Source organism: Arthrobacter sp. AFG7.2, from assembly GCF_002892835.1.
GTDB lineage: Bacteria > Actinomycetota > Actinomycetes > Actinomycetales > Micrococcaceae > Arthrobacter.
The window spans coordinates 42830-69499 of record NZ_PJMB01000004.1 but is presented as its reverse complement, the minus strand read 5'-3'; the positions used below and the strand labels follow the sequence as shown (position 1 = coordinate 69499).

Sequence of the window (26670 nt, the reverse complement as noted above, 5' to 3'; positions counted from 1 at the left end):
TAACCCCGAACCCAGACATGGGCCTTTCGAGTAGTCGCAGGTTTGGCAGGGCGGCCAGAGATGGGCTCACCTGATTCTGAACAGGTTGACGGAATATCCGTTATCGGCCTTCGCGACATGGCGAGAAGTAGTTTTCTTATCAGGTTCTTTTGGCTGGTATTGCAACAGAACAAATTGCAATTGTCGAAGTCTCGGCTGGCGGGGAACCAGCCGAGACTTCGGTTTCAGGTGTGCGCGTTAGCGCGCAACACGTTGGAAAAAGGCTGGCCGGCTAGATCTTCTGACCGTCGTATTTGGCTTCTGGTCGGTGTCCGTTGTTGCTTGTGTAGATGGGTGTTCCTGCTGCGGTGGCGTCCACCGCATGCATCTGTCCCGTGGGTGGTGCTGTTGATTCTTTGGTCGCGAGGATGAACTTTTGGTGCCCGTGTTCTTCGACGGCTGCGCGGACGGTGCGTCGCATAACTGATTCGGAGAGTCGTTGGCGGAGCCAAATGGGGTCACGGCGCAGGTCGCGGGTGAGGGCGATGCAGAGGACGAGCAGGACGATGACGAATGGTGCTGCTGCCACGATGGTCATGCGTTGGAGTCCGCTGAGTGCTTCGGCTGGTGTGTCTCCGCCGGCAAGGAGCATCACGATTGCGACGGTTCCCATGAGGGTTCCCCAGAAGACGACGACGGGTTTGGAGGGTTTCAGGGTGCCGCGGGAGCTGAGGGAGCCCATGACGATGGAGGCTGAGTCGGCGCCGGTGACGAAGAAGATCGCGGTGAGGACCATGGCGAGCACGGCCAGGCCGATGGTAAGCCATTGGGGCGTGCCCAGGCCGTTCAGCATCGCGAAGAGTGCGCCGTCGAAGGAGATGGTTGGGGCACCATCGACGATGGTGGCGATCCCGTCGCCGGCCTCGGGTGTGGCGTCAGCGGCACGTTGCTGGTGGATGGCGGTGCCGCCGAACACGGCGAACCAGAGCAGGGAGACCAGGGACGGGACGAAGAGCACGCCGGTAACGAACTGGCGTATGGTGCGTCCGCGGCTGATGCGGGCGATGAACATGCCTACGAACGGTGTCCAGGACATCCACCAGACCCAGTAGAACACTGTCCAGCTCGAGAGCCAGGAGCGCATGGTTTCATCGCCGGTGGCTTCGGTGCGGGCTGCCATCTCGGGCAGCTGTTGGATGTAGGAACCCAGTGCCGAAGGGATGAGGTTCAGGATGAACAGGGTGGGGCCGACAACGAAGATGATGACGGCCAGCACGACGGCGAGCACCATGTTGGTGTTGGAGAGGAACTGGATGCCCTTTTCCAGTCCCGAGACGGCGGAGGCTACGAAGCAGAACGTGAGCACGGCGATGATGATGACGAGCAGGGGTGTGGCGACTTCTCCGACGACGCCGTTGAACTGCAGGCCGCTGCCGATCTGCAGCGCTCCGAGGCCCAGGGATGCGGCTGAGCCGAAGAGGGTGGCGAAGATGGCGAGGATGTTGATGATCTTGCCGCCGATACCGTCGACTGCTTTGCGGCCGAAGAGGGAGACGAACGCTTCGGAGAGCAGGTTTTTGCGGCCTAGCCGGAAAGTGCTGTAGGCGATGGCGATGCCGACGACGGCGTACATGGCCCACGGGTGCAGGGTCCAGTGGAACACCGAGGTGGCCATCGCGGTTTCGACGGCTTCGACTGTCTGGCCGTCCACGGTGCTGGGAGGCGGTGAGATGTAGTGGTAAAGGGGTTCAGCGACGCCGTAGAACATCAGGCCTATGCCCATGCCGCAGGCGAACATCATGGAGATCCAGGATGCGGTCCGGAACTCGGGCCCTTCGCCGTCCTTGCCCAGCGGGATGTTGCCGAACCGGCCAATCGCCAGCCAGAGGACGTACACGACAAAGACCGAGGACAGGAGAACGAAAACCCATCCCGAGGTCCCCAAAACCCAGTTCAACGCCAGTGTCGACGCGGCAGCCAGGCCATCGGTGTCGGTGAAGCCCCATATGAGGAACGCAACAACAAGGGCGCCGGTCACCACAATGATCGTCTTATCGACTCCCCGGGCGTGCTCCCTGAGTGCGCCGCGTCGTTCGGCGACGCCGTCTTTTAGGTCTTCAAGGATTTTTACCTCTTCGGACTCGGTGCGGTGCAGGAGTGCGGTGTCATCTACGGGTGGCGCCGTTACCACCTGGTCGTCCGACGAGTCCGGTGCGGAATGTTTGCTGCTCATGGGAGCCTCTCTCGGGGAAGTTCGGGATCTTTAGGGGTTTTCAAGCGGGGGTTTGAAGGCACTGTTGGAGAGTTCTCTGCCAATCAGCGCTCCACGCTCTGGGAAGCTTCAGGTTGGTCAGGGCCTGACTCCGGTGTAGTGAAACAAGTCAGTTTGGGGGACTATGTCTGGATGCCCTCACCGGGCATCCAAGGCGTGGCACCGGCCTTGATCAGGCATGAGAGCCGGATTCCGGCACCGACAGATCCTCCGGAACGAACATTAGGCTGTGGAGGTTTCGTAAAGGCCGGCCCAAGGTGCGCTGCTCCAGGACTCAGACGGGGGCGTGGTAAACGGCGCGGGGGCAAAGGGTGGCACGGACGTCCCCTGTGCAAGGGCCCTTCGGCCGGGTGCAGGGAGAAACGCTGTGCTAAGAATTCGAAGTGCGGTGCTCATGATGACTCCTCGACGCTGACGAGGGAACCAGAGGTTCCGGAGGCTTTTTGAAGTAGGTGGGATTCATCATTCATAACCCCGATAGTTGAACACGATGTTCATTTCTTGAACTTCATTAATTGTGGCGCAGCTCACCCCGAAACCACAAGGGGTATACGAATTTTATTCGAACGTTACGTTCAGTTTTTGAACACTTCGTGAAGGGTTGGATTGCAGGACCTGGATCGGCGGGGCATTAACCTCCCGACGGCCCTGAAGGGTCCCACCAGGGCGCTGCTCCAACCGGGCAGGCCCCTTTAGAACGGCAGCGGCAGCCTGGCGGTCCTGCCGCCGTCGAGCGTGATGACCTCCCCGGTCAGAAAACCCGCGTTGTCGCCGGCCAGGAAAACGGCGAGGTCGCCCACGTCACGGGGCTCGCCAACGCGGCCCACTGGGTGCAGCCTTTTTAGAGCGTCGCGAGCCTCTGCCGGCGTCGGCTGGGAGGCGAGGTAGGTTTCGCTGAGTTCTGAGTGGATCCAGCCCGGAGCGATGGCGTTGCATCGAATATTGTCAGCGCCGAGATCGAGGGCGATGGCTCTGGTCATCCCGTGGATGCCCGCTTTTGATGCGGCGTAGGCCGCGTGCTGGGGATTGGCAGCAATTCCTTCGATGGAACCAATGTTGATGATGCTTCCGCCGCCGGCCTTCCGAAACTGAGGCAGCAGGGCCTGTGTCAGGAATAGCGGCGTCCGCAGATTTAGGGCAATCATGCGATCCCATTCGTCGGGGGTGATCCCGGCGACGCTGCGTTCGAACATGACGCCCGCGTTGTTGACGAGGATGTCGACTCCACCAAGCCGGTGGACCACATGATCGACGACTACGGGAAGGCCCTTTGTGTCCGTCAAGTCTGCTTGGATGCCAAAAACGGAGGAATGGCCTTGCATTTCCGAAGCGAGCGGCCGTCGCTGAACCACGGCCACGAGGGCGCCTTCTTCGAGGAAACGACCTACGATACCCCTGCCGATCCCCTCGCCGCCTCCGGTTACGAGGGCCCTTTTACCCAGCAGCTGCATTGTTAGTCGGTTTCCGGGCCGGTGCAGAAGAAGCAACTGCTGGCGTCACAGTCGTCGGCAGCCGCAGCGACAATATCGTCGCTGCGGGCAATTCCAGCATAGGGAACCTCGCCCATGGCCTATTCGCCGTACATCAGGTTTGCGAGGAACGAATCCAGCTGACGGTCCAAAGCAGTCTCGGTGCCGCGTATTTCAACAGGGCGCGCCTGCTCCAGGTACAGACCTTCCCACGGTGAGCACTTCAGCTCTCCTGCTTCGCGGGAGACGTCCGCGTCGGCGGGGGCAGCAATGTCCGCCGGGACTGCAGGCGACAGCGCCGGCATAGATGGAGCGTGTTTACGGACGACGGCAGAGTTGCGGTGACCAAAAGCGGTGAAAATGGTGCGGTGGCCGATCGAGATAGACAATTTTACTTTCCTTCCTTGCTGCCAGCTTCGGGACGACGATGCCCCTAAGGAGGTAATGTTGAACGTGACGTTCGATTGATGAACGTAGAACTAGTGTGGCACATCACATGCCGGTTGTGCAATGGCGAAAACGTTGGGACGTTTCGCCCTCAGCGTCCGCTCAGGACGCGGCGACAACATGGGGCATATCAGCGCCGCAGACCAGGACGCGGCCATTGCCGTCGTTCTGGATAATCCAGAAGACGCTGCGATCAAGGGCAATCATGTCGATATGCCCCAGCAGGGTGCCCCCGTCCCTGCAGAAGACCTTAACAAGATCCCCCCGGGACAATTTTGACCAATCCGGGACGGGTGCGGGCAATTGGCGTGAGCGGCGTGGAGTGGTGATTTGTGAGTGGATATACGTCATCTCGGTCCGTTCGATTGGTGGGTGAGTGTACGGGAGCGCCTTGCATATAAACGTGAGGGCAGCCACAATGAGAACGTTCATCGGGTGAACGTGGCGTTCAATTTATTACTACTACGCTACTTTTTCAATACCCTGCATCACGGGGGGGGATTGTCGATACCCGAAGGGGACAAGCACGTTCCCTGCTCTCACCACGTAGTACCTGATGGCGGCCGAATGCACCTTACGGGGACGAGCGAGAAACCTTTTCCCGACAAGGAGGAATGACTGTGCCCCACTGGCGTCAGAGGCAGAAGCAGAAGCCCCGCAGGCAACCCGCTGAAGTCATCAGGGAGCGCGACGAGCGTCGGACCGCGGCTTTGGCTCAATGCGTAAGGGAAATGAACGCCGGCAAACATGGTTTGACCCACACGGCCGTGGCCGAACGCGTCGGAGTTCCGGTTCAGTACGTGCTCTGGAAGTATCCGTCTATGGAGCAGTTGCTGGAGATGGCCAAGACCTAGAGCGGCAAGGCTGTACGCCTTCCCGGTTCCGTACAGTCCGCCTGTCAGGCATGGAGCGAGGTCAGGAGTTGCGCGCGTCGATGCCGAGGAGAGCCTTGGCTATGTCTTTACTGGCCAAGCGGAGCTGTTCAATGGTGTCGGTCAGGTTGTCCGACTTTAACCGTTGCTCCGGCCCGTTGACGGACACAATGCCTATCAGGGCGCCGCCTACGTCCCGAACCGGGACTGCCACGACAAAGAGGCCTTCTTCGAGTTCGCTGTCCAGAACTGCGTACCCCTGCTCCCGGACTGTGTGCAGTTCCTTGATGAGTGCGCTGTGTTTTGTGATGGTTCTCGACGTATACGCTTCGAGCTTCCTGGGCAACGCTTCTGAGACTTCTTCGTCGGTCATTTCCGCCAACAGGAGCTTCCCCGTGGCACTGGCATGAACCGGGTAGGTTTCGCCCACGTACATGGTGACGTTCAGATACCGGGAACCGGACGCTTCAGCAATAACGTCGTATTCCAACGCTTCCCGCACCATGGCAAAGCTGAGCGTCTCCTTGAGGGCTGTTGCATACTCCTCAAGGATGGGTTGCACCCTTGCCACCGCACCGGTATAGGGATCTGCCAGTCGGCCCAGTCGTGCCATTTCCCAACCGAGCGTGTAGCGGTTGTCTACCCGGTCAACAAATCCAGTTTGTTCCAGGCTCAGCAACAGGCGGAAAGCCGTGGGGCGGGTCATTCCGACGGCTTGGGCCAGCTCGGTTACAGTGATGCCCGCCCTGTGCCGGCCAAGCTCGCTGAGCAGGACCGTTGCCTTTATGACGGACTTGTTGGTGAGGTCAACAGTCTCACCAGACGCCGTGTCATCGCTTCCTGTTGCTGCCTGTTCGTCCACGTCTGTTTCCGCTGCCACATCAGCTCCCGGTCCCGGTTCGGTTCACTTCTGCCACGGCTCAGCGGCCCTGACTGGTCTGTTGACCATCTTATGCCTCTTCAAGGAGCGAACAAGGCGTTCAAGACCTCAACGTTCCCGTCCATGCCGTCGCTGGAAGGGTGGCAGGGGCACCAGGACTTGTCCGAAGGGGCGCCGGGAGGGGACACCTGGTGCCGCGAACAGCCTCTACTTCCGCAGGTTCGTCGTCAGCTGATCCTGGCCGCCTGGCGGGATGCAGGTTCCCGGACAAGGAGCATAGTCGCAGTGTCGATGCGTTCGTTGGAATCCTGCCCCTTGGCCAGGTCGGCTGCCTCCTCAACGCTGGTAACGACCGGCACTGAACCCAGTAGCGGCCGAGCTGCCGATTCGCGCATTTTCAGCGTCGCCATGAACGCGACGGCAGAGAAAAACATGATGTAGAACGCCGGGGCATAAGAGTTGCCGCTGACCTCAACGAGGACCTGGCTGACCAGTGGCGTTGTGCCGCCAAAGATTGAGATGGCCAAGTTGTGGGTGAGGCCGACGCAGCCAAAGCGTGAGGCCGTGGGAAACAGCTCGGACATTACCGCGCCGGTCATCGCCAGGAACAAAGCGCTGGGCACCATAACCAGGAACATGGCAAGGTACAGCGACCAGAGGGTGCCGAAATGCATCAGCCAGAATGCCGGCACCAGCAGGACGAGGTTGCCCACCGTGGCCATGATGTAGATGGGGCGGCGGCCAATGCGGTCCGACCAGTGCCCAATCAGAGGAATCAGGACGGCCTGCAGGACCAGCACGACCACTGCCGCCACGGCGGTATGGACCGTTGGAGACCCTATCTGTGTTTCCAGATACGTTGGCATGTAGCTCGTCAGCATGTAGGACGAGGTTCCGTCGGCGGCGATCAGCGCGAAGCCAATGAGGATCTGGGGCCAGTAGTGCTTCAGGATATTTCGCAGGTTGTGCCGGACGAAGATAGGGTTGACGTCCTTATCCTCGGCTTTGTCCTGGGCCACCTCGAAACTTGGGGACTCCGGGATCCGGCTGCGGAGACAGACTGCAAGGATGCCCAGGGGCAGGGCGATCAGAAATGGAATGCGCCAGCCGCCGTCGAGCATGGCCGAAGCACCCCACGCCGACGTCGTCACCGCTGTCGTCACAGCCACTACTCCCGCGCCCGCAGCGAAACCGAGCATCGACCCTGAGTTCAGCAGGGCAGTCATAAACCCACGGTGGCGGTCCGGGGAAAACTCGGAGATGTAGGTTGCGGCGCCTGAATACTCGCCACCAGTGGAAAAACCCTGCAGCATCTTCAACAGGTACAGAGGAATGATGACCCACAGCCCTACCTGCCCGGCCGTGGGCAGCAAGCCAATGATGGTGGTGGCGGCTGCCATCAATGCCATCGTAAAGAAGAGCACTCTCCGGCGTCCGATCCTGTCGCCCAGCGCACCGAGAATCATTCCACCGAGGGGCCGCACCACGAAGGAGACGGCGAATCCCAGAAGCGTGACCAGCAGGCCCATCCGCTCGTCCATGCCCTCGGTGAAGACCGAGGTCATGGTAACCGCGAGATAACCGTAAATACCGATGTCGTACCACTCGATGAAGTTACCGACACCGGCACCAACCTGGGCCTTGCGCAGGTCGCGGTTGTCGATGACGATGCAGTCCTCGGCCCGCAGTCGACGCGTCGCGGCGGGCGGTATCGAACGCCTCGTACCGAGCTGATCGAACATCATTGTCCTTCTTTCCGTGGGAATGGAAGCGTTTTTGTTGGTTGCACAGCGCCCGTCGGGTACTTAGGGCCACCGGAGGCGGACACGCAAACCGGGTTTTGCCGCTTCCGCCAACGCTCTTCTTTGTAGAGCGTGCGCACTAACGGCGGGTCGCGTCGTCGCACTGCAGCACTGGCAACAGCGGCGTGGGATCGTTCAATGTTCGAACGAGATGGTCAAAAATTATGGCATGCGCCACATCGCTGTCAAAAGTGACCCTGGGGAGTGCTGCTCGAAGACACCTCTTGACAGTGAGCTGGGTTACAACCTAAATTGAACGCAGTGTTCATATCCTGAACGTGATTAGCTCTCACTTGTCGCATTGTCCGGCACCAGTCCAAGGAAGCACCGCTGCCATGAAAAACGAGCCACTTAGCCTCTTCGCCTTCGACGTCTTTGCCCCCTCCCACCTGACTTCCGGGTCTTGGCGCAACGAAGCAGACCAGGGCTACCGGTACACCGATCTGCAGTACTGGACCGGCATCGCGCAGATGCTCGAAAAAGCCGGATTCGATGGGATCTTCTTTGCCGATAACGTCGGCTACCACGACGTTTACCGCGGAAACGGCGACGCCGCCCTCCGCGATGCTGCACAGTTCCCCATTAACGACCCCACCGTGCTGATCAGCGGAATGGCGGCCGTCACCAGGCACCTGACGTTCGGCGTGACCGTTTCGGCGACGTATGAGCCGCCGTACCTTCTGGCCCGCAAGTTCAGCTCGCTGGACCACCTGACCTCCGGCCGCGTGGGATGGAACATCGTCACCTCCTACTCCGAGGCAGCCGCCCGCAACCTGGGCAAGCAGCAGCAGCTCACCCCCGCCGAGCGCTATGACATGGCCGACGAGTACATGGACGTTGTGTACAAGCTCTGGGAGAGCTCCTTCGAAGAGGACGCCGTGGTCCGCGACGCCGAATCCGCGACCTATATCGACCCCGCCAAGGTGCACCCGATCGAGCATGCCGGAGAGCACTTTACCGTTCCCGGCTTCCACCTGTGCGAGCCTTCCCCGCAGCGCACCCCGGTACTGTTCCAGGCCGGCTCCTCCGCACGCGGCATGGAGTTCGGCGGCAAGCACGCCGAAGCAGTCTTCATCCAGAGCACCTCGGTGGAAGGCGCAAAGCGCACGGTGGCGAAGCTCCGCCAGGCCGTGGCCGACGCCGGCCGCGATCCCCGAGACGTGAAGATCGTCATCCTGCTCACCGTCGTCGTCGCGCCCACCGACGAGGAAGCCCAGGCGAAGTACCAAAAGGCCGTGGACAACGCACCGGTCGACGCCGTCCTGGCCCGTTTCAGCGGCTGGACCGGAATCGACATGTCCGAATACGAACTCGACACCCCGCTGCGGTCCGTGGGCACCAAGGCCGGGCAGTCCATGGTGGACATGTTCTCCAAGGCTGATCCGGACCGCGACTGGACCCCGCGCCAGATCGCAGAATTCCTCGCCGTCGGCGGCACCGGATCCACGATCATCGGCTCCCCGGAGACGGTTGCGGCGGAACTGCGCCGCTGGCGCGACGAGGCCGACATCGACGGCGTCAACCTCAGCTACATCACTAAACCCGGCGGCTGGGAAGAGTTCATCGAACTAGCCCTTCCGGAGCTCCGAGCCCAGGGCATCGTCGCCCCGGCCCGCGCCACGGACCAGGAGCCGGTCACCCTGCGCGAAAAGCTCTTTGGCCAGAAGTACACGCTGTCCGGCCACCCTGCCACGGTCCAGCGCGCCAAGCACCTTAGCGACGCCGCCCGCTAAACGCAGCTGCCACAAACGGAATCATCAACGAAGGATCCCTCAATGACTGAACAAACTGACGTCGTCGTCATCGGTGCCGGCCTCGCCGGCCTCATCACAGCCCGGGAGCTCGGCAGCCGCGGCCACAACGTGGTCGTCCTCGAAGCGCGCGACCGTATCGGCGGCCGCCTGTGGACGGAAAATCGTCTGGGCCAGAAGCTGGAACTCGGCGGCAACTGGCTGCACTGGACCCAGCCCCACGTCTGGGCAGAGGTCACCCGCTATGGACTCGAAGTCTCCCGCGGTCCCCGCTCCGAAGAAACCTACTGGCTGGCCGGCAATGAAGTACGCCGCGGCAACCTGGACGACTTCATGAAGCTGATCGATCCCGGCATGACACGCCTGCTCGAGGACACCATGAAGTGGCTGCCCCGTCCCGATGCCCCTCTGACCAACCCCAACCTCGCCGAAGCCGACCAGTACAACCTGCAGGAAATGCTGGACAAGCTGGACCTGTCCGAGGACGAGCGCAACGCCAACGAAGCCGCATGGGTGGGACACTTCAACGCCCCCCTGGACCAGTGCGCCTACGTCAACGCCCTGCGCTGGACCGCCGGATCTTCCGGGCACTGGCACCTGATGCACGAGGCCTCCGCCATCTTCCGCCTGAAGAACGGCAATGACACGCTGCCCAGGGCCATCGCCGCCGACACCAACGCTGACATCCGTTTTGAAGCCCCGGTGACGGCCGTCAGGCACAACAGCGACGGCGCGACTGTCACCTATGGCGACAGCCGGGAAATCCAGGCCAAAAAGGTAGTCATTACCCTGCCGCAGAACATCCTGCACAAGCTCGATGTTCATCCCTCCCTGTCCGAGGGCAAGCTCGCGGCCAGCCGGGAAAAGACCGCTTCCCAGGGCGTCAAGGCCTGGGTCCGGGTCAAGGGCCCGATCAAGCCGTTCTTCGCCTACTCGGCCCAGGACAAGCCGCTGTCCGTGATCCGCACCGAATTTGTCAGCGACACCGACGCCGTCCTGGTGGGCTTCGGCGCCGACGCCAACCGCATTGACGTCACCGACATCGGCCAGATCCAGGACGCCATCAAGGTCTGGCGCGACGATCTTGAAGTCCTGGAAGTCACGGGACACAAATGGGGCGAAGACCCCTACGCCGAGGAAACCTGGCAGATCCAGCGCCCCGGCCAGCTCAGCAAATACCACGCAGCGCAGCAGGCCAGCGAAGGCGCACTGCACTTCGCCAGCAGCGACACCGCCAACATCTGGGCCGGCTTTTTCGACGGCGCCATCGAAAGCGGCCTCCGCGCGTCCCGCAACGTCCACGCAGAACTAAAGGAGGCACAGGCATGAGCGCCCCCGCACTCGAAAGCAGCCGGATCGTTTCCGACACCTACCGAGCCGTCATGCGGCACCTGCCCACCGGCGTCGCCGCGGTCTGCGCCACCGACCCCATCACCGGTGTCCAGAACGGCATGGTGGTAGGGACGTTCGCCTCACTGTCCATGGAACCGGCACTGGTGACCTTCAGCGTGATGCACTCCTCCGCCAGCTGGCCCAAAATCGCCACATCCGGAACGTTCAGCGTCAGCCTGCTCGCCGAGGACCAGCAGCAGGTCTGCAAGGCCCTCTCCGCCAAAGGCGAGGACAAACTCCGTAACATCGCCTGGTCCGAATCCGCGTGGGGCACCCCCCACCTGAACGGTTCCCTCGCCTGGTTCGACTGCCGCATCGAGCAGCAGTTCACCGCCGGGGACCACGTCGTCGTCATCGCCGGCGTGCTGGACATGACACCCGCCGAGCGGGCATCCTCACCGCTCATCTTCCACGGCGGCCGCTTCGGCAGCTTCCGCGAAGCCGCCTAAAACCGCTCCTCCTCGATCAAGGAAGATTGACATGGATATTACCCCAACCCCTGGAAAGACCCCGGACAGCGGCATCACCCCCGCGTTCTACCGGCAGATCCTGGGCAAGCTGCCCACCGGCGTCACGGCCATCACCGGCGTCAACGACGACGATGAAAAGCTCGGCCTCGTCGTCGGGACGTTCCAGTCCCTCTCGCTCGAACCACCGCTTGTTATGTTCTGCGTGGACAAGTCATCCTCCAGCTGGCCGAAGCTCCGCAAGCTGCAGAAGTTCACGGCCAACATCCTCTCCGATGACCAGATCAGCATCTGCCGCTCGCTGTCCCGGAAGGGGCCGCAGAAGTTCGAGGGCCTGCCCTGCACTTCAGGTCCGCTGGGCACCCCACACCTGGACGGCGCCACCGCCTACATCGACTGTGTCGTCACCGCAGAGGTCGTCGTGGGCGACCACTACATGGTGGTTGGTGCCGTCACCAACATGGAGGACGGCACCGGCGACGCGTTGCTGTTCCGCGGCGGCAAGTTCGGCCAGTACCTGCCCATTGAAATCCCGGCCCCGACGCAAGAGGTGGCAGCACCCGCGGCCCCGGAATCCGTTCCCACGGTCACAGTTCCCGCTGAATCAATATCCGCAAGGAGCGCATCATGAGCAACCGTCGACAAGAACTCCTCAACGCGTGGAACCGGGCCTGGGGCAACGGCGACGTGGCAGCATTTGAACAGATCATCGCTCCCGGTTACCTCCGCCGCTCAAAATCAGGCAGCGAGGACTCCCACAGCGTCGTGGAGACCATAAAGGCCACCCATGAAGCATTCCCGGACTTCAGTACCGACATCCTGCACATCGTCGAGGACGGCGAAACCGCTGCCATTCACTGGCAAAGCCAGGGAACCCACCAGGGCTCATTCATGGACGTGCCCGCCACCGGACGGAGCATCACCGTCACCGGCGCGTCCTTCCTCCGCTTCGAAAGCGGCAAAATTGCCGAAGAATTCGTCGTTTGGGACCCCCGGGAGCTGCTATCCGCCCTCGGCATCTGGCACCTCGGGGCAGGCAACGCCTGAAAGCCCAGCCCACCACACCGCCTGCCACCTAGGCGGCAAAAAATTCCGGCGGGCTGCCCGCACCCCTTCATTGTCTTCAGGAGACCTATCAATGACGCTTAACGGACACTCCCTCATTGCGGGGAAGACCACCGCCGGAACTGGCGGCACAACATACGGAATGAACCCCGCCACCAACGAACAGCTCGAGCCGGCCTACTCGCTGCTCACCGAGGACCAGGTCAAGGCCGCGACAGCAGCGGCCGCTGAGGCCTACCCCTCGTTCAGCACCCTGGAACCGGAAATCCACGCCGCTTTCCTGGAAGCCGTCGCTGACAACATCGAGGCCATCGGCGAGGAACTGATCACCCGTGCCGGCCAGGAAACCGGGCTTCCCGCTGCCCGGCTCCAAGGCGAACGCGCCCGCACCACGGGCCAGCTGCGGCTCTTCGCGAATATGGTCCGGCAGGGCGACTTCCGCGGCGTCCGCATCGATCCCGCGCTGCCCGAGCGCACTCCCCTCCCCCGCGCCGATATCCGTCAGCGCCAGATCCCGCTCGGACCCGTCGCCGTGTTCGGAGCCAGCAACTTCCCGTTCGCCTTCTCCACGGCAGGTGGTGACACGGCCTCGGCCCTGGCCGCAGGCTGCCCCGTGGTCTTCAAAGCCCACAACGCCCACCCCGGTACCGGTGAGCTCGTCGGTCAGGCAGTGGTCAAGGCAGTCAAGGACTTCGGCCTGCACCCGGGCGTCTTTGCACTGGTTTACGGGCCCGGCGCCAGCATCGGCCAGGCCCTCGTCGCCGACCCCGCCATCAAGGCCGTCGGTTTCACCGGATCCCAGGCTGCCGGTATCGCCCTGATGCGGACCGCCGCTGCCCGCCGCGAGCCCATTCCGGTCTACGCGGAGATGTCCTCGCTGAACCCGGTATTCGTCTTCGAGGGCGCCCTCAAGGGCGACATCGATGCCGTGGCACAGCAGTATGTCACCGCCGTCACCGGCAGCTCCGGCCAGCTCTGCACCTCCCCCGGGCTGCTGTTCGCCCCCGAAGGTGAGGCAGGGGACAAACTCGCTGCCGCCGTCGCACGCGCTGTTTCCGCCTGTTCCGGGCAGACCATGCTCACCGAAGGCATCGCAGGTTCCTGGAACGCAGGAACCGAAGCACTCGGCAGCGCAACAGGTGTCGACCTGATCGGGAAGGGGCTGGAAGGTGCGACCAGGAACGCCCCGGCGCCTGCCATTTTCGGCACCCAGGTCAGGGACTTCGTGACCAACCACGTCCTGCATGAGGAAATCTTCGGCGCTGCGTCCCTGGTCATCCGCTATACCAGCAGCCAAGACCTGATCGAGGCCATCAACAGGCTCGAAGGTCAACTCACCGCATCGCTGCAACTCACAGAGCAGGACTACCCCACCGCCGCGCCTCTTATCCCGGTGCTGGAGCAGAAAGTGGGCCGCATCATCATCAACGGCTGGCCCACCGGCGTCGAAGTCGGCCATGCCATGGTCCACGGCGGGCCATTCCCCGCCACCTCAGATTCCCGGACCACCTCGGTCGGAACGCTCGCCATCAACCGCTTCCTGCGCCCCGTCGCTTACCAGAACATCCCCCAGGAACTCCTTCCCGCCCCACTGCAGGACGAGAACCCCTGGAAGGTTAACCGCCTCGTCGACGGCAAACCGGAACACGGCTAGGCCCCGCTTCCCCGTATCTTCCGGCCCCGGGCCTGCCTCCCGCAACGAGTCGCCCGGGGCCGGATCCCCAATCAACCCTCCAAGTAAGGGCCCCATGTCTGTCATCACCCTCGAAGCCGTCGCTGATACTCTCCGCGCTGCGCGGCTGCAAGGCCAGCCCGTCACCGCCCCCACCAAGACCTGGCCCGCGCTTGACGCCGAAACCGCGTTCCAGGTCCAGAAGATCAATATTGAGCATGCTGTTGCCGGCGGCGACCGGCTCGTAGGCTACAAGCTCGGGAACATCGCCAAGGTCATGCAGGACACGTTCGGCCTGGACCAGCCAGATTACGGCCACTTGCTGGCAGGCATTTTCGAGTTCGAAGGCACCACCCTGAAGCGGGACAACTTCATCGCACCACACGTGGAGCTCGAGCCGGCGTTCGTGCTCCGTTCCCGGCTGGGCGGGCGGAACACCACCATCGCGGACGTCATCAACGCCGTCGACTATGCACTGCCCGCCATCGAAATCATCGACTCCCGCGTGAAGGACTGGGCCATCGGCCTACCTGACACCCTCGCAGACAACGGTTCCACCGGCGCCGTCATCCTTGGCGGCACACCCCGGAAGATCATCGATCTGAACCTCCGCGACATCCGCGGTGTCCTTTCCTTCAACCAGCGCGAAGTCATCTCCGGCACCACCGGGAACATCCTCGGCAACCCGCTGGCCGCCGTCGCCTGGCTGGTGAACCGCCTCGCAGACTACGACGTGGAATTTGAACCAGGCCACGTCATCCTTCCAGGCAGTTGCCTCCAAGCCGTCCCCATGAACGAAGCCGGCCGCTGGTCCGGGACCTTCGAGGGGTGGGGCACCGTTGAATTCGACGTCGCGGCCTGACCATCCGGATGGACAATATTTTCTAAAACCGCCACGTCGCGATAGCGCATGAGGATGTCAACTATGTCGCGATGGAAACCGCCGGACATTTCCGTTCAACGAGCGCTGACAGAAGTCTCGCAGCCTGGCTTTCACTCCGAGGGGCCGCAGGGTCCCGAAGGTCCGCAGCACGCTTTCGTTGTAAGTCTTGGAGGACCGAGGTCAGCGGGGCACCTCAGCCTGCCTGAAAGCCGTCATGCATTCAGCGGAAAAGCATTGCCCGTTAGCCTCACGGTGCACGGCACCCGTGATGACCTCGACAACAGCGATCTGGCCGGTTGTGTCGGGGACACCAGGGAAATGAACCTGCGGGTCCTCAGCCGGCGCAATAGGCTGCGGGCTCGCCGCGCGCATGCGGAAAAGCGCGATCGCAGAAATAAGGAACCAAGCCACGTTCGTAACCACGGAAGGCCATGCCCCATGGACGGTACCGTTGATGATGAAAGCAACGGCGCCAAAAAGATTCGCGGTCTGGAATCCCTTGCCGGCCTTCAACCAGCCCATAGAAACGGCGAGGTAGGCACTGAGGATCGCAACCGCGCCAGCCCAGCCGGCGACTTCCCACAGCAGCTCCATGGTTTCCTTTCAGGGATGGGCCCGGGATGCCAGTGGCTGGCAGGGGTTTTAATGGTGCTTTTAGGAGTGTGTTTTCGCCGGAGTCCGGCGCAGACAATCCCTCCTGCAATAATGCCCCCATTGTGACATCACCGAACGCTCCGTTCAACAAACGAACGTAAGGTGATCGCAGTTCTATGCGATGCGCAGTTACTCCCGCCTTCGGTGGTGTGCGCACACACATTCTTGGCGACGGCAGCAGGGCAGTTTCATTGACCTACACCTCAACCTGACGTCGAGGCGTGCTGACAAGGGAGGACTCGTGCTGTGGGGTAGGGCTATGGGTTGTTCTCGACGTCCGACCAGTCACATCGGGATCGGGTTACATCGCCGCCGTTGCCCGAAACGGACTTCATAAGGTGCAATTCCATGGACTTACGGTGTTTTCGAGCTTCCGACGACTGACAGGGTGGATTCTGCGAACATCATGGAGCCACTGTCAGGGAAGCGAAACTTCGCTCTATTTTGATACCAGCGGGTAAAAGCGGCGCCTGCTCTCTCCAAAGCAATTTAAGACGATCGCCAGAACCGAGTAGGCCACCACTGTCGGGGTGGCCACCCTAGGCCGGCTTCGGGCGGTCATGCCGCAAAGGATCCTATCGGTTAAGGGATGCCTTGGATCGACTCACACCCACCTCATCGTCACGGAGGCCTTTCTTCATAAGGGTAGTTGCGCTGTTGTACGCAGTTCTTCGGCTGTCGCAGTGCCGAATCCGAAGAACTCGAGGTAAGCGGGGATCATCTCGAACAGCATGTCGCTGCCCACCTGAACGGTGCACCCCTTCTGCTTGGCGGCCTGCAGGAATGGGGTCATTCCAACCTTAAGCACGACGTCCCCGACATAGGAGCCGGGGGTGATCCGGTCGATGTCGACAGGCATGGGGTCACCGTCCCTCATACCGAGCGGGGTGGCGTTGACGATCAGGTCGTAGCCCTCGGGATCTTTGGACCCCATAGTGATCTGCACGTCAGGGTAGTGCGCGCTGATGCGCTGGGCGAGCGTGTCGGAGGCGCCTGTATCGGGGTCGAACAAGCCGATGCCGGCAAGTCCGAGCCCGGCCAGTGAGGCGGCGATCGGCGAGCCCACGCCGCCGTTGCCGACGACCAGGGCCCGCTTGCCGTGAGGGTCGAATCCTTTGCGCAGGGCGCCGCGGACGAAGCCTGCTCCGTCGAACTGCTCGGCCAACAGTGATCCGTCATCTCGCCTGAGGACGGCATTGGTGGCACCGGCGATCTGGGCGGTTGGGCTGACCTCGTCGACGAGGTTCATGGTGACCACCTTGTGCGGCATGGTGACAAGCGCACCTCGGATGTTGGTTAGCGTGAAGACGGAGCGGAAGAAGTCGGGGTAGTTCTCCGGTTTGATCCCCATGGGGACGACGACTGCATCGATCGCGTGCGTTTCAAACCATGGGTTGCAGATCAGAGACGACTTAAACGTGTGCGTGGGGTATCCCAGGTGCGCGATGATCGTCGTCGTTCCGCTGATCATCGGGTTCGCCCGTTTGCGCGGTGCACCCAGCTCGCGCTCGAGGCCTCGCTTGCACAGCCCGTCCTGCAAGAGATCGGGAGCCACGCGGACCTGGACGACTTCGATGACAAGAAGCCGGCCAGTTCCTGGCCCTCCTTCGGGCCACGGTCGGCACCTACGACGACGAGGGCCCCTTCGGCTGTGAGTGCGTCGACGACTGCATAGCCGATTCCGCCACTTGATCCGGCCACCAAAACGACTTGATCCGCTCGTTTCATCTTTTTAGGTCCTTACTTGAGGTGTTCCCCAAAGGGTGTGCCATGGCTCCGGGCGCGGCTGCTTCAGTGCGCATCGCTCCCGTGCCCTGACCTGCTGCTGCACTGTTGAAGCCTGTTGTCTGCAATCCCCCGGTCCAGGGTCGCGAACGTGCCCGGGCTGCCTAGCTGTTGTTCGCGCTGGTGGCGTGGCTTGCCCATTGCCGGCCTTCTTGTTCTTCTGTGGGCAGTCCGGAGGCGGCGAGGATCCGGTCTAGCAGCCGCTGGGTATGGACGGCTTCGCGGCCGGAGGTCAGCGGCTGGGCCCTGTCGGCGACCCGGTCCAGGAAATGGTGGACGGCGGCGGAGAATCCGAGCGTGTCGGTCGCTGTTGCCCAGCCGTAGGCCTCGGCGCTGAGCTCGCGTGAGGTGGTGACTCCCTGGACGGTGGTCGAGACGGTTTCCGGTGCCCTGACTTCCACGGTCTTGCCGTCGCCGTAGGCGTCGAGTTTTTCGCTCCAGGCACCTGCTGTCCGGGCTGCCATGAGCACTCCGGTGTTGCCGGTGCTGAATCGGATCACGGCTGCGACGCCGTCTTCCTCCCACGGGTCGTCACCGGCTGCGTGTGCGGCCACGTCCACCGGTTCGCCGCCGCAGTACCAGCGGAGCAGATCGACCATGTGGATGGCGTTCTCGAACGTGGCGCGGTATTCCGACCCGGGGCGGTTCTTTTGCGCGACGCAGAAGGTAGCGCCATTCGAGCCGAACAGCTCACGGCCGGCGGTGTAGACCGGGGCAAAGCGGCGGTTGAAGTCGACCATCAGGATGCGGCCGCGCTCGTCGGCCAGGTCCGCCAAACGTTCTGCCTCCTCGGTGGCCGGGGCCAGAGGCTTTTCACAGAACACATCAACGTCCCGGCTCAAGCACAGTTGGACCGCGTGGGCGTGTTCGGATCGGGGCGTCAGGACGAAGACTGCGTCCAGGTCCTGCGCATCCAGCATGTCCTCTACCGACGTGTATGCGGAGCCGAAGCCCCAGCGTCGGACCAGGCTGCCCGGATCCTCACGGCGGGACACCAGGGCTACCAGCTCAACGTCATCCCGCTGGACGAGTGTGGGCAGCTGGGCAATGGTTGCGATGTTTCCGGCGCCGATGACGCCGACGCGGAGGCGCTTGGTGTTCATCGGGCGTTCCTTACATGGGCGGGATCAGCGAGCATGGCGCGCAGGACGTCGGCTGATTTACGAAATCCGTCCTCGGGCTTGGGAAGGTCTTGCCGGTGCCAGCGGTATTCAAGTTCGATGCTGAGCACGTCGTCATAGCCGTGCTGCACCAGCCCGGCGAGAATTTGGGGCCAGGGAACGACGCCGCTTCCCACGACGCGGGACCGTACGGCCCGCTCGGAAGCGTTGACGCGCGCCGTTTCGGTTGCGCGGAAGGCCGCGTTGGGATCGGTGAAGACAAGGTCCTTCACGTGCACGTGGCCGATCAGGTCGCCTTGGACAGCGAGGGCCTGTTCGAATTTTTCGTCATGGGTGAATGTCAGGTTCGCCTGATCGTACAGAACGCGGATGGCCGGGTGCGCGATTTCGCGGACCAGGGCTGCAGTTTCGGCCGCGGACTGGGTCATGGTGCCGAAGTGGTTCTCAACGCACAGCCGTACGCCTGCCTGTTCAGCTTCGGGTGCAAGGGTTTGCAGCGCATCCACGAGTCTTGCCCATCGCGGGGCGTGGTCGGAGTCTCCGGCATGCCAGGATCCGGCGTAGACACGGACCCGGTCAGCTCCGACCAGATGGGCGGTTTCAATGGCGCCGCGGAATTCATCGACCGCGCCGCGCCACTCTGCGTCATCGAGGGAGTTGATGGCTGTGGTGTAGGGCGTAAGGCCTACGATCGGTACGCCTTCGCTGTCGGCAGCGTTCAACGCCTCCATCGCGGCGCGCCGGTCTCCCAGAGGCAACCCTGAGGTGTAGTCGTCCTGGTAGATGACTTCCGCGGCGTCGAGGCCGGCGGCTTTGAAGAGCGCCAGTGCCTGGGGAACCGTGTGGTCCGGGGTTCCGAGTGTGTGACCTGCAAGCCGCATCATTGGTTGTCCTTTCTGGAAGTGTTTGGAGCCGCTGTCCAGTCCGAGGGACCGACCAGCCGGGGTGGGGCGGCGACGCGGGACCGGTCGACGATCTCCATCAGCAGGCCCCAGGGGGTGAGGAAGTAGGTCCAGCGGTTGCCGGCTACGCGCGGGCTGTCGCCTGCGACTTCTTTGCGCTCACCGAGCACCCGTACCCCAGGTGTTTCCTGGAGCACGGTGATCGCTTCATCGACGTCGTCCACGACGAAGCACAGGTGGTGCCCGCCGGCATCGCAATGCCGTGGCGGGGTTTCGCGCCGCTCAGCGCTGCTCCACTCAAAGAGCTCAATATTGAGGTTCGGGGGCAGGCGCAGCATGGCGAGCGTGAGCTTCGCATCTGCCGGGACGTCGAAGTTTGTCGGCATGAATTCTTCGTCGGGACCCCGCTCTGAGCGGTACAGTTCCTCGGCCCCGAGCACGTCGACGAAGAACCGGATACCCTCCTCGAGGTTGGGGACGGTCAGGCCCACGTGGTCCGTGTGCTGGAGCCCCGGCAGCCGCCGCAGTGTTTCCGCCGGGGCACCGTTAGTCTGCGCGGTCATGTACGCGGTCCTGAAGTGGAGGCACGGACCAGAAGTTCAGGTTCGAGGACGATGTGGTCCACGGAGCCGTCGATGTTCTGCTTCTCGGCCAGTTCGATGGCGATGTGTCCCATGTCGGCAATGGGCTGCCGGATGGTCGTCAGGGGAGGGTTGAACCGCGCCCCCAACGCCAGACCGTCGAAACCGATGACCGAGACGTCCTCCGGTACACGCACGCCGCTTTTGCCGAGGGCCGAGATGACCGCAAAGGCCACCATGTCATTTGCCGCGATGATGGCGGTCGGCGGATTCTCCATCTCGAGGAAATGCTCGGCCCCGCGCGTGCCCGCATCCAGATCCGACCCGCTGTCCAGCACCACAGGTGCGCTGCCGCTCTCGGCGGACAGCTCCAGGTACGCGTCCATCCGGTCCTGGGCGGTGTGCGTTCCGGCGATGCCGGAAACATAGCCAATCGACGTGTGCCCCAGCGAATGCAGGTGGTCCAGCGCGAGCATGATTCCGCGGCGGCTGTCGACGGTAACCGTTGGGGCCGCATCGTCGCCGTCCACCCGGTCAATCACGACCACCTTGTGGCCAAAATCGAAGCGTTTCAGCGCCTCGGTATCGACCTTCGTGGAGGGCGCGACGACCCCGAAGGGGGCATACATGGCCTGCATGGCGATGAAGTATCCCTCAGTCTTGGCAGGGTCCCCATTGGTGACGCAGAGCAGCAGCTGGTAGCCGCGCTCGTCCGCCGCCTGCGTCATCGTCTTGGCAAGTTCTGCGAAGAACGGGTTGGTGATGTCAGGGACGATCAGCGGGATGAAAGTGCTGGTCTTTGTCCGAAGCGCCTGGGCGAGTGGACTCATCGTATAGCCCAGCCCCTCGGCGACCCGGAGGATGTGCTCGCGGGTTTCACTTTTCACCGCCTCCGGGCGGGAGAATGCCCGGGAGACCGTGGACCGGTGCACACCGGCGGCTTTCGCAACGACGTCGATACTCAGATCAGGCATGTTCTCTTCCTCCGTGCTGGTCGTCATAGGCCTGCCAAATGGGGCGCATAACGTCTTCGAGCTGGGCCAGCGTCGGCAAGCCCTGGAATCCATCTTCCAGCGTCTGGGCGACCCGCCGCACGAACGGATCGTAAAGAGGGTCGCTGTCCACGTCGATAGTGGCGGACTCCGTGATGCCATCGGCTGCGGTGAAGGTAGCAGAACCATCGGAGTCAACGGAGGCGTATCCTGCTTCACCGACCGAGGTGTAGCTGCAGTACCGCTTCAGCGGGGAGCCAGGGAAGGCGTATCCGACCTCCACGATGGCTTCGCGTCCCTCCGGCGTAGTAATGATGAGGCTGGCGTGGTCCTCCACATCTCCGCCGTGCAACGTTGACGAAAGCCGGGATTGCACACGAACCGAGGTCTCGTCACAGCCCTGCAGGAACAGGTCCACGAAGTGTGGACCCAGGTTCGCCAAACACCCTCCGCCGGCCTTGGCCGGGTCCAGCATCCACGCATTGCCGTTATCGAGGTAGCGGGAGGGCGGTCCGGCAATAAATGCGATCCGCTGATATGTCGGCCGGCCGGCTTTGGCGAGCCACCGGTCGGTGGGGCCGCCCCGCTGGATCAGCGGGACGGTGGCAGGGACACCGGCGGCCTCGGCGGCTTTGCGCACCGCAGTAAGTTCGGCAAGGGACGTTCCCAGTGGCTTTTCCACCACGAACGGGATACCGCGTTCGATTAGGGCAAGACACTTCTCTGCCATGCCATCGTGCGGGCCAAAAACGTAGGCCAGGCCAATATCGGGAAGGTCAACCAGCTTCCGCCAGTCAGCTTCCACCGGAGCTCCCCAGCCATCGGCTAGCCCCTGCACGAGGGACACGTCGTCGTCACTGACACCGACAACCTGGTGTTCTTCGCTGATTGCACGGGCATACAGCGGAACGTGCCAGTGTGAGGCACCGAGAATGATCGTGCGTGTTTTGCTCACCCTGCCAGCTCCTTTGCCAAGTGTGGGTCTTGCTAACGATCCCAGTGAGATCGATTGCTGAGATCGGTTGCAATAACAGTATGGATGGTGGGAGAGTTTGTCAACGACACTTCAACAGTGGCCCAGGTAACAAGGAACGCAACACGTCTGGGCCCCAAGAAAGGCCACCACCATGTACAAGAAACTCCGCACCCTGCAGACCATCGACGAATCCGGCGCCGTCCTCATCGTCCGCCTCGAGAACGCCGACGTGGCAGAACGCGTTGCTGAAGCTGCCATCGCCGGAGGCTTCCGCGCCCTTGAAATCACACTGTCGATCCCGGGCGCCGTCGAGGTAATCCGCCGGCTGTCCGCCAAACATGGGGCCAACGGAGTAGCGATCGGCGCCGGAACAGTGCTGGACGAGCACTCAGCCTATGAGTGCATCCGCGCCGGCGCTGAATTCCTGGTCAGTCCCCAGCTGAACCCGGCAATGATCCGGACAGCAAACCGGTACCAGATACCCACCGTGAGCGGCGCCTACACGCCGACCGAGCTCGTTAACTCCGCCGAGGCGGGCGCTGACATCCTCAAGCTCTTCCCCACCGAGGCCGGCGGCATCCCCTACGCCAAGTCCGTGCTCGCCCCGCTTGCACACCTGCCGATCATGCCGGCAGGCGGCGTAACCGTGCAGAACGTCGGTGAGTGGTTCGCGGCGGGCGTTGCAGGTGTCGGCGTCGGCAGCTACGTGACAAAAGCATGGCAGCCGGACGGCGACTTTACCCGCGTCACCAAAGCTGCCGAGGAGTTCCTGTCAGCCGTGGCAGAGGCCCGCCGATGACGGTCCACCGCGTCTATATTGTTATTGGCCCGGCCGGGTCAGGTAAAACGACGGTCGCGCAGAAAACAGCAAAAGAACACAACGCGGCATACCTGGACAAGGACCGGGTATGCGGACGCTTCGTCGAGTTCGCGCTGAAGGCAACCGGACACGACCCCACCGACCGGGAATCCAACGACTACTACCGCGACAACCTGCTGCCCCTCGAGTACGAGACACTCATGGACGTCGCCGGGGCGAACCTTCGCCTGGGCCGCTCCGTCGTGCTCGACGCCCCTTTCGGAGCCTACTTCGACGAACCGGATTTTCTGACACAGGCGGCAGAAAAGTTCCATTGGCCACCTTCTGCGACCACGGTGGTCCGGGTAAGGGTCCCCCAAGACGTCCTACGGGACCGGCTAACCCGCCGCGGCCTGGAACGGGACCAGTGGAAACTTTCCCACTGGGATGAGTACTGGTCCGTCTACGGGAGTTTGGAATGCGCGTGGTCCGGCGTGCAGTACCTGGACTTCAACAACGAAACACCCCTTCCGGCGGAGGGGTGACGGCTCAACCGGCAGAACAGCTCATTTCGGCCAGTTCCACGCGGGACGCTCCTACAGCCCGCAGCATGAATGGGCCACACAACCCCTAAATCGACCGCGGCAGCACGTCTGCCTCCAGTGCACAAAGTGGATGCCCTCCCCCGGAGGCGGCAATGCCAGAACCTGCGACGCGGCTCACAAAAAGACGTTGACAAGTCTCTTTTGTCGCCCTTAGTGTTGTTGCAACCGATCTCTGCAACCGATCTCAGCAACCGATCTTATTGGCTCCGGTGAAAGCCGGAAGACCGATTGCCTCCGGTTCAATCCCTAACCCCTCCGCAGCAAACGTGAAAGTATGGAGAGTTCAATGAAGACCTCAAAAGATGCGCTCGACAGCTCGGGCCTTCCTGAAGTGCCCGAGCCGCCCCGGCGCTCCGTCAACATGGTGGCAGGCACGATCGGCCACTTTGTGGAGTGGTACGACTGGTACATTTACGGACTGCTGGCAGCGGTGTTCGCGGGACAGATATTCCCAAGCGAGAACCCGTTCGCGTCCCTTGTCGCAGCGCTGCTCACCTACGCGGTCGGTTTTGTTATACGCCCGCTCAGCGGAATCATCATTTCGCCGCTGGCTGACCGCTACGGCCGCCGGCTCATCCTGACGCTGTCCATCTCCGGGATGGCGCTCGGCTCTCTGATCATCGGCCTCACCCCTTCATTCGCGACGATCGGCTACGCAGCACCTGTTCTCTTCCTGGTTGCACGCATCCTCCAGGGAATCTCGGCCGGCACCGAGCAGCAAAGCGCCATCGCGTTCATGGTCGAACACGCTCCCGCGAACCGGAGGGGCCTGTTCGGCTCGTTCTCCAACATGGCAAGCGGCCTTGCTACCCTCGCAGCGACCGGTTCGGCCGCAATCGTGACAGCATCCTTTGCTCCCGCCGAACTCGCAGCCTGGGGTTGGCGAATCCCGTTCGTCATCGGCGGCGTCCTCGGCGTCGCCGGTCTCATCCTGCGGGCCCGCTCGGATGAGACCCCTGAGTTTGAGGCAGCTGCCCTCGTCGATCAAAAGTCCGCCTGGACGCGGCTGAAGGACCTGCTCCGCGAACACCCGAAGGCTCTGCTCCAGGCAGCGGCACTCTCTGCCCCGGCGGTGGCCTACTACACCTGGGCCACGTTCCTCCCCACCTATGCCAAGCTGACCACCGGCCGGGACCTGTCCTCCACCCTGGCCGGAAGTGTTATCGGGCTGGTCTTGCTCGTGGTCATCGTGCCGGTCTGCGGATACCTTTCCGACCGCCTCGGCCGACGCAAGATCTTCCCCATCATCGGCGCCATCGGCATGATCGTGCTCTTCTACCCGTTGCTTCTGCTGCTGAACCAGCCAGGCTTCTGGGTCTACGTTCTGGTTTCGGCATCCGGGTGGGTAGTTCTCGGTATTTGGCAGGCCGTTTACCCGACAATCCAGGCCGAGCTGTTCCCGGCCTCAGTCCGGGTAGCAGGCATCGGTTTCGCGCACCAGATCGTCATCGCCGTCTTCGGTGGCACCGCACCACTTATCGCCGCTGCCTTCGTCGGCGCCGGACAGCCCATGTTCGTTGCGTACTACATGATCGCCATCGTCGCCCTCTCCCTCATCGTGTACTTCACGCTCCCCGAGACCGGCAGCAAGGGCGGGCGTGCCACCGTCGCACCGGCAGACCCCGAAGTACTGGAAGGCGAGCACCTGCTCTTCGAGGCTCCTCACGGCGGGACCCAGGCGAAGGGTTCCAAGCCGTAGACCTCCATCTCCTCCGCAACACTGCGCATGGGGAAAGCCCTCGACCCGCTCCGGTCGAGGGCTTTCCCCTTCCCGGCCGGGGGCCGGCTCCAAGATGAGGCACACCCCAACCTGACGTCAGGCAGTAGGGAAAAGAGCGTCAGAATAGGGCGGCGAAGGCAGTTCCTGGACGCGTCCGGGTCACGGTCTTAAACGTAAACCTGACATCGCCGGACTACCGTGAGTGGGTTTGCTCGGACAACGGTACGCTGCGTTTCACCAGCTGGTACGGGACCCACAGCAGGGCCGCGGCGAGGACGGTCACCCCAAGACCGATCATGGCCATTTCCTCGGCGGCTGGCCACAACGCCGCAGTGCCCACCACAACCGTAAAAGCGATGACCACCAAAAGCAGCCAGCACACCAGGGCGTGGTACCACCGCAGGCCGTGCCGCAGCGGCAGGAAGAAGAGCGCTGCCGCCGGCAGAACCACCAGCAATTCGAGCGGCCACGCGGCGACCGGCAGCACCCCGCGCTGCACGAGGTAGGGCAGGAGGTATCCGCTACCGCTCGTATACATGCCGGCGAACCAGGCTCCGAGAATCCAGTGGCGTCCGGTGGGCTTAAGACGGGCGGCCCGCAGCGCAGGGTCACGCTGCTCCGCCTCTTCCTGGAGCCGCTTGGAGTTGTGGTGCCACCGGTTCTCCGCCCGGGCGGTGTTCTCCAGCCAGCTGCCTTCGGAAGGAAAGTCGATAATCTCCTCGGTGGCAGCAAAGTACTCGAGGCGGGCCTCGTCGCTGAGGTAGTCCTCCTCCTTCCACAACAGCGGCCGGGCGGTGTAGCCCAGCTCAACGCCGTTTGCCCGCAACTGCCTGATCCACGTGTCCACTGCGGGGTCCTCGTGTGAGGTGAAGGGGACGCTGCTGATACGGCGGCGTCCGTCGTCGTCGTCAAACAGGACGTGCAGGACAGGTGCCGTCTCGGTCAGGATTCCGCCGCCAAATCGAGTCCGGAGGGTGCGCCGCACGATCCGGTAGGAGGCGACCACTCCGGCCACTGCCTCCAGCGGGATCACCCGCCGCAACGGAGCTTCAGAGCCCACAGTGTTCCACTCTGTCGTCTCGATGCCGGTCTCATGCAAAACGAAGAGCGAGCGGTGGCGCCCGTACCAGGCCCCCTTCCGCAGTGCGGCCACGAACTTGACCAGGAGCAGGACGCCGGCAGCGACGAAGATCAGCGTGAACAACAGCCAGGGGTTCCAGAACTTCACCATCAGCACGGCCGGGACACCGATGAAGACCGCGACGATCGCCGCATTAAAGAGGATGGCGAAGACCAGGGCCCCCCGCCAGAACAAATCCATCCCCTGCTCGCGCTGTACGTGGATCACGGGGCTGTCAGTCACAGTTGTCTGCGGCGCGGGACGGGAGTCCGGTGTCATGCGGGGCGCTCGATCTCGTCGTACGGATGGAGCGTTCGGGTGCTCCAAGGGTCGTCGAGAGCCTATCAATCGTTTGACCGCAAGATGAGTGGGGCCGGCGGCGGCTGGGGGGTGGTGCACGTGGTCTCAGCCGTACACCCTCGCCGCCGGCTCCGGTGTCCACAGTACGGCCGTAGGCTGAACGG

25 protein-coding genes are annotated in these 26670 nt (G+C 62.7%); 11 read left to right on the top strand and 14 right to left on the bottom strand.

Annotated features, from left to right (window positions below):
• Positions 1-271: 271 nt before the first annotated feature.
• The 3 genes from CXX84_RS08755 to CXX84_RS08745 all read right to left on the bottom strand — a co-directional run bounded on the left by CXX84_RS08755 (position 272) and on the right by CXX84_RS08745 (position 4109).
• Positions 272-2212 (bottom strand): BCCT family transporter, encoded by a 1941-nt coding sequence (locus tag CXX84_RS08755; protein WP_102976329.1) that lies wholly within the window; start codon positions 2210-2212, stop codon positions 272-274.
• Between the two features lie 731 nt (positions 2213-2943).
• Positions 2944-3702, bottom strand: coding sequence for an SDR family NAD(P)-dependent oxidoreductase (locus CXX84_RS08750; RefSeq protein WP_102976328.1), 759 nt, complete (start codon positions 3700-3702; stop codon positions 2944-2946).
• Positions 3703-3821: 119 nt separating this feature from the next.
• The gene (locus tag CXX84_RS08745; protein ID WP_102976327.1) at positions 3822-4109 is read right to left on the bottom strand and encodes a hypothetical protein; all 288 of its coding nucleotides are present in this window, start codon (positions 4107-4109) and stop codon (positions 3822-3824) included.
• 789 nt (positions 4110-4898) lie between these two features.
• Between CXX84_RS08745 and CXX84_RS19290 the strand changes: the two genes are divergently transcribed.
• Positions 4899-5021, top strand: a complete 123-nt coding sequence (locus tag CXX84_RS19290) for a helix-turn-helix domain-containing protein (RefSeq protein ID WP_223253039.1) — start codon at positions 4899-4901, stop codon at positions 5019-5021.
• A 61-nt stretch (positions 5022-5082) separates the two neighbouring features.
• On the opposite strand, the gene CXX84_RS08730 is transcribed toward CXX84_RS19290, so the two are convergent.
• The gene (locus CXX84_RS08730) at positions 5083-5919 is read right to left on the bottom strand and encodes an IclR family transcriptional regulator (protein WP_223253038.1); all 837 of its coding nucleotides are present in this window, start codon (positions 5917-5919) and stop codon (positions 5083-5085) included.
• Positions 5920-6146: 227 nt separating this feature from the next.
• The gene (locus tag CXX84_RS08725) at positions 6147-7664 is read right to left on the bottom strand and encodes an MFS transporter (protein WP_223253037.1); all 1518 of its coding nucleotides are present in this window, start codon (positions 7662-7664) and stop codon (positions 6147-6149) included.
• A gap of 392 nt (positions 7665-8056) precedes the next feature.
• Here CXX84_RS08725 and CXX84_RS08720 point away from each other — a divergent pair, with 392 nt between their 5' ends.
• The 7 genes from CXX84_RS08720 to CXX84_RS08690 all read left to right on the top strand — a co-directional run bounded on the left by CXX84_RS08720 (position 8057) and on the right by CXX84_RS08690 (position 14930).
• Entirely contained in the window at positions 8057-9454 is a 1398-nt protein-coding gene (locus tag CXX84_RS08720) for an LLM class flavin-dependent oxidoreductase (protein WP_102976324.1), read from the top strand.
• Between the two features lie 42 nt (positions 9455-9496).
• Positions 9497-10801: a flavin monoamine oxidase family protein gene (locus CXX84_RS08715; RefSeq protein WP_102976323.1), complete on the top strand. Its 1305-nt coding sequence runs from the start codon at positions 9497-9499 to the stop codon at positions 10799-10801.
• Positions 10798-11313: a flavin reductase family protein gene (locus tag CXX84_RS08710; protein ID WP_102976322.1), complete on the top strand. Its 516-nt coding sequence runs from the start codon at positions 10798-10800 to the stop codon at positions 11311-11313. The genes CXX84_RS08715 and CXX84_RS08710 overlap by 4 nt, the downstream gene beginning before the upstream one ends.
• Before the next feature lie 31 nt (positions 11314-11344).
• Positions 11345-11962 carry a flavin reductase family protein gene (locus CXX84_RS08705; protein ID WP_102976321.1) on the top strand — a complete coding sequence of 206 codons (618 nt, stop codon included), beginning with the start codon at positions 11345-11347 and terminating at the stop codon, positions 11960-11962.
• Positions 11959-12378, top strand: coding sequence for an ester cyclase (locus tag CXX84_RS08700; RefSeq protein WP_102976320.1), 420 nt, complete (start codon positions 11959-11961; stop codon positions 12376-12378). The genes CXX84_RS08705 and CXX84_RS08700 overlap by 4 nt, the downstream gene beginning before the upstream one ends.
• A 91-nt stretch (positions 12379-12469) precedes the next feature.
• Positions 12470-14050, top strand: a complete 1581-nt coding sequence (locus tag CXX84_RS08695) for an aldehyde dehydrogenase (NADP(+)) (RefSeq protein ID WP_102976319.1) — start codon at positions 12470-12472, stop codon at positions 14048-14050.
• Between the two features lie 94 nt (positions 14051-14144).
• The gene (locus CXX84_RS08690; protein ID WP_102976318.1) at positions 14145-14930 is read left to right on the top strand and encodes a 2-keto-4-pentenoate hydratase; all 786 of its coding nucleotides are present in this window, start codon (positions 14145-14147) and stop codon (positions 14928-14930) included.
• Positions 14931-15131: 201 nt separating this feature from the next.
• Here CXX84_RS08690 and CXX84_RS08685 read toward each other — a convergent pair whose 3' ends face one another.
• The 8 genes from CXX84_RS08685 to CXX84_RS08650 all read right to left on the bottom strand — a co-directional run bounded on the left by CXX84_RS08685 (position 15132) and on the right by CXX84_RS08650 (position 21941).
• Entirely contained in the window at positions 15132-15545 is a 414-nt protein-coding gene (locus CXX84_RS08685; RefSeq protein ID WP_102976317.1) for a CBU_0592 family membrane protein, read from the bottom strand.
• Positions 15546-16242: 697 nt separating this feature from the next.
• The gene (locus CXX84_RS08680; RefSeq protein WP_223253036.1) at positions 16243-17160 is read right to left on the bottom strand and encodes a shikimate dehydrogenase family protein; all 918 of its coding nucleotides are present in this window, start codon (positions 17158-17160) and stop codon (positions 16243-16245) included.
• Positions 17073-17333, bottom strand: coding sequence for an SDR family NAD(P)-dependent oxidoreductase (locus CXX84_RS19285; RefSeq protein ID WP_223253035.1), 261 nt, complete (start codon positions 17331-17333; stop codon positions 17073-17075). The genes CXX84_RS08680 and CXX84_RS19285 overlap by 88 nt, the downstream gene beginning before the upstream one ends.
• Positions 17334-17494: 161 nt before the next feature.
• On the bottom strand, positions 17495-18493 hold the full coding sequence (locus CXX84_RS08670; protein WP_102976315.1) for a Gfo/Idh/MocA family protein: 999 nt from the start codon (positions 18491-18493) through the stop codon (positions 17495-17497).
• A complete protein-coding gene (locus tag CXX84_RS08665) occupies positions 18490-19395 on the bottom strand; it encodes a sugar phosphate isomerase/epimerase family protein (RefSeq protein ID WP_223253034.1) in 906 nt (301 codons plus the stop codon). The genes CXX84_RS08670 and CXX84_RS08665 overlap by 4 nt, the downstream gene beginning before the upstream one ends.
• A complete protein-coding gene (locus tag CXX84_RS08660) occupies positions 19392-19976 on the bottom strand; it encodes a VOC family protein (RefSeq protein ID WP_102976314.1) in 585 nt (194 codons plus the stop codon). The genes CXX84_RS08665 and CXX84_RS08660 overlap by 4 nt, the downstream gene beginning before the upstream one ends.
• The gene (locus CXX84_RS08655) at positions 19973-20968 is read right to left on the bottom strand and encodes a LacI family DNA-binding transcriptional regulator (protein WP_102976313.1); all 996 of its coding nucleotides are present in this window, start codon (positions 20966-20968) and stop codon (positions 19973-19975) included. Before CXX84_RS08655 ends, CXX84_RS08660 begins: the two co-directional genes overlap by 4 nt.
• On the bottom strand, positions 20961-21941 hold the full coding sequence (locus CXX84_RS08650) for a Gfo/Idh/MocA family protein (protein ID WP_102976312.1): 981 nt from the start codon (positions 21939-21941) through the stop codon (positions 20961-20963). Before CXX84_RS08650 ends, CXX84_RS08655 begins: the two co-directional genes overlap by 8 nt.
• Before the next feature lie 172 nt (positions 21942-22113).
• Between CXX84_RS08650 and CXX84_RS08645 the strand changes: the two genes are divergently transcribed.
• From CXX84_RS08645 to CXX84_RS08635, 3 genes are all read left to right on the top strand, one after another.
• Entirely contained in the window at positions 22114-22761 is a 648-nt protein-coding gene (locus CXX84_RS08645) for a bifunctional 4-hydroxy-2-oxoglutarate aldolase/2-dehydro-3-deoxy-phosphogluconate aldolase (protein ID WP_102976311.1), read from the top strand.
• The gene (locus CXX84_RS08640; protein WP_102976310.1) at positions 22758-23306 is read left to right on the top strand and encodes an AAA family ATPase; all 549 of its coding nucleotides are present in this window, start codon (positions 22758-22760) and stop codon (positions 23304-23306) included. Before CXX84_RS08645 ends, CXX84_RS08640 begins: the two co-directional genes overlap by 4 nt.
• 346 nt (positions 23307-23652) lie before the next feature.
• Positions 23653-25065, top strand: coding sequence for an MFS transporter (locus tag CXX84_RS08635; protein WP_102976309.1), 1413 nt, complete (start codon positions 23653-23655; stop codon positions 25063-25065).
• A 214-nt stretch (positions 25066-25279) separates the two neighbouring features.
• On the opposite strand, the gene CXX84_RS08630 is transcribed toward CXX84_RS08635, so the two are convergent.
• Positions 25280-26449, bottom strand: a complete 1170-nt coding sequence (locus CXX84_RS08630; RefSeq protein WP_102976308.1) for a hypothetical protein — start codon at positions 26447-26449, stop codon at positions 25280-25282.
• Positions 26450-26670 lie beyond the last annotated feature (221 nt).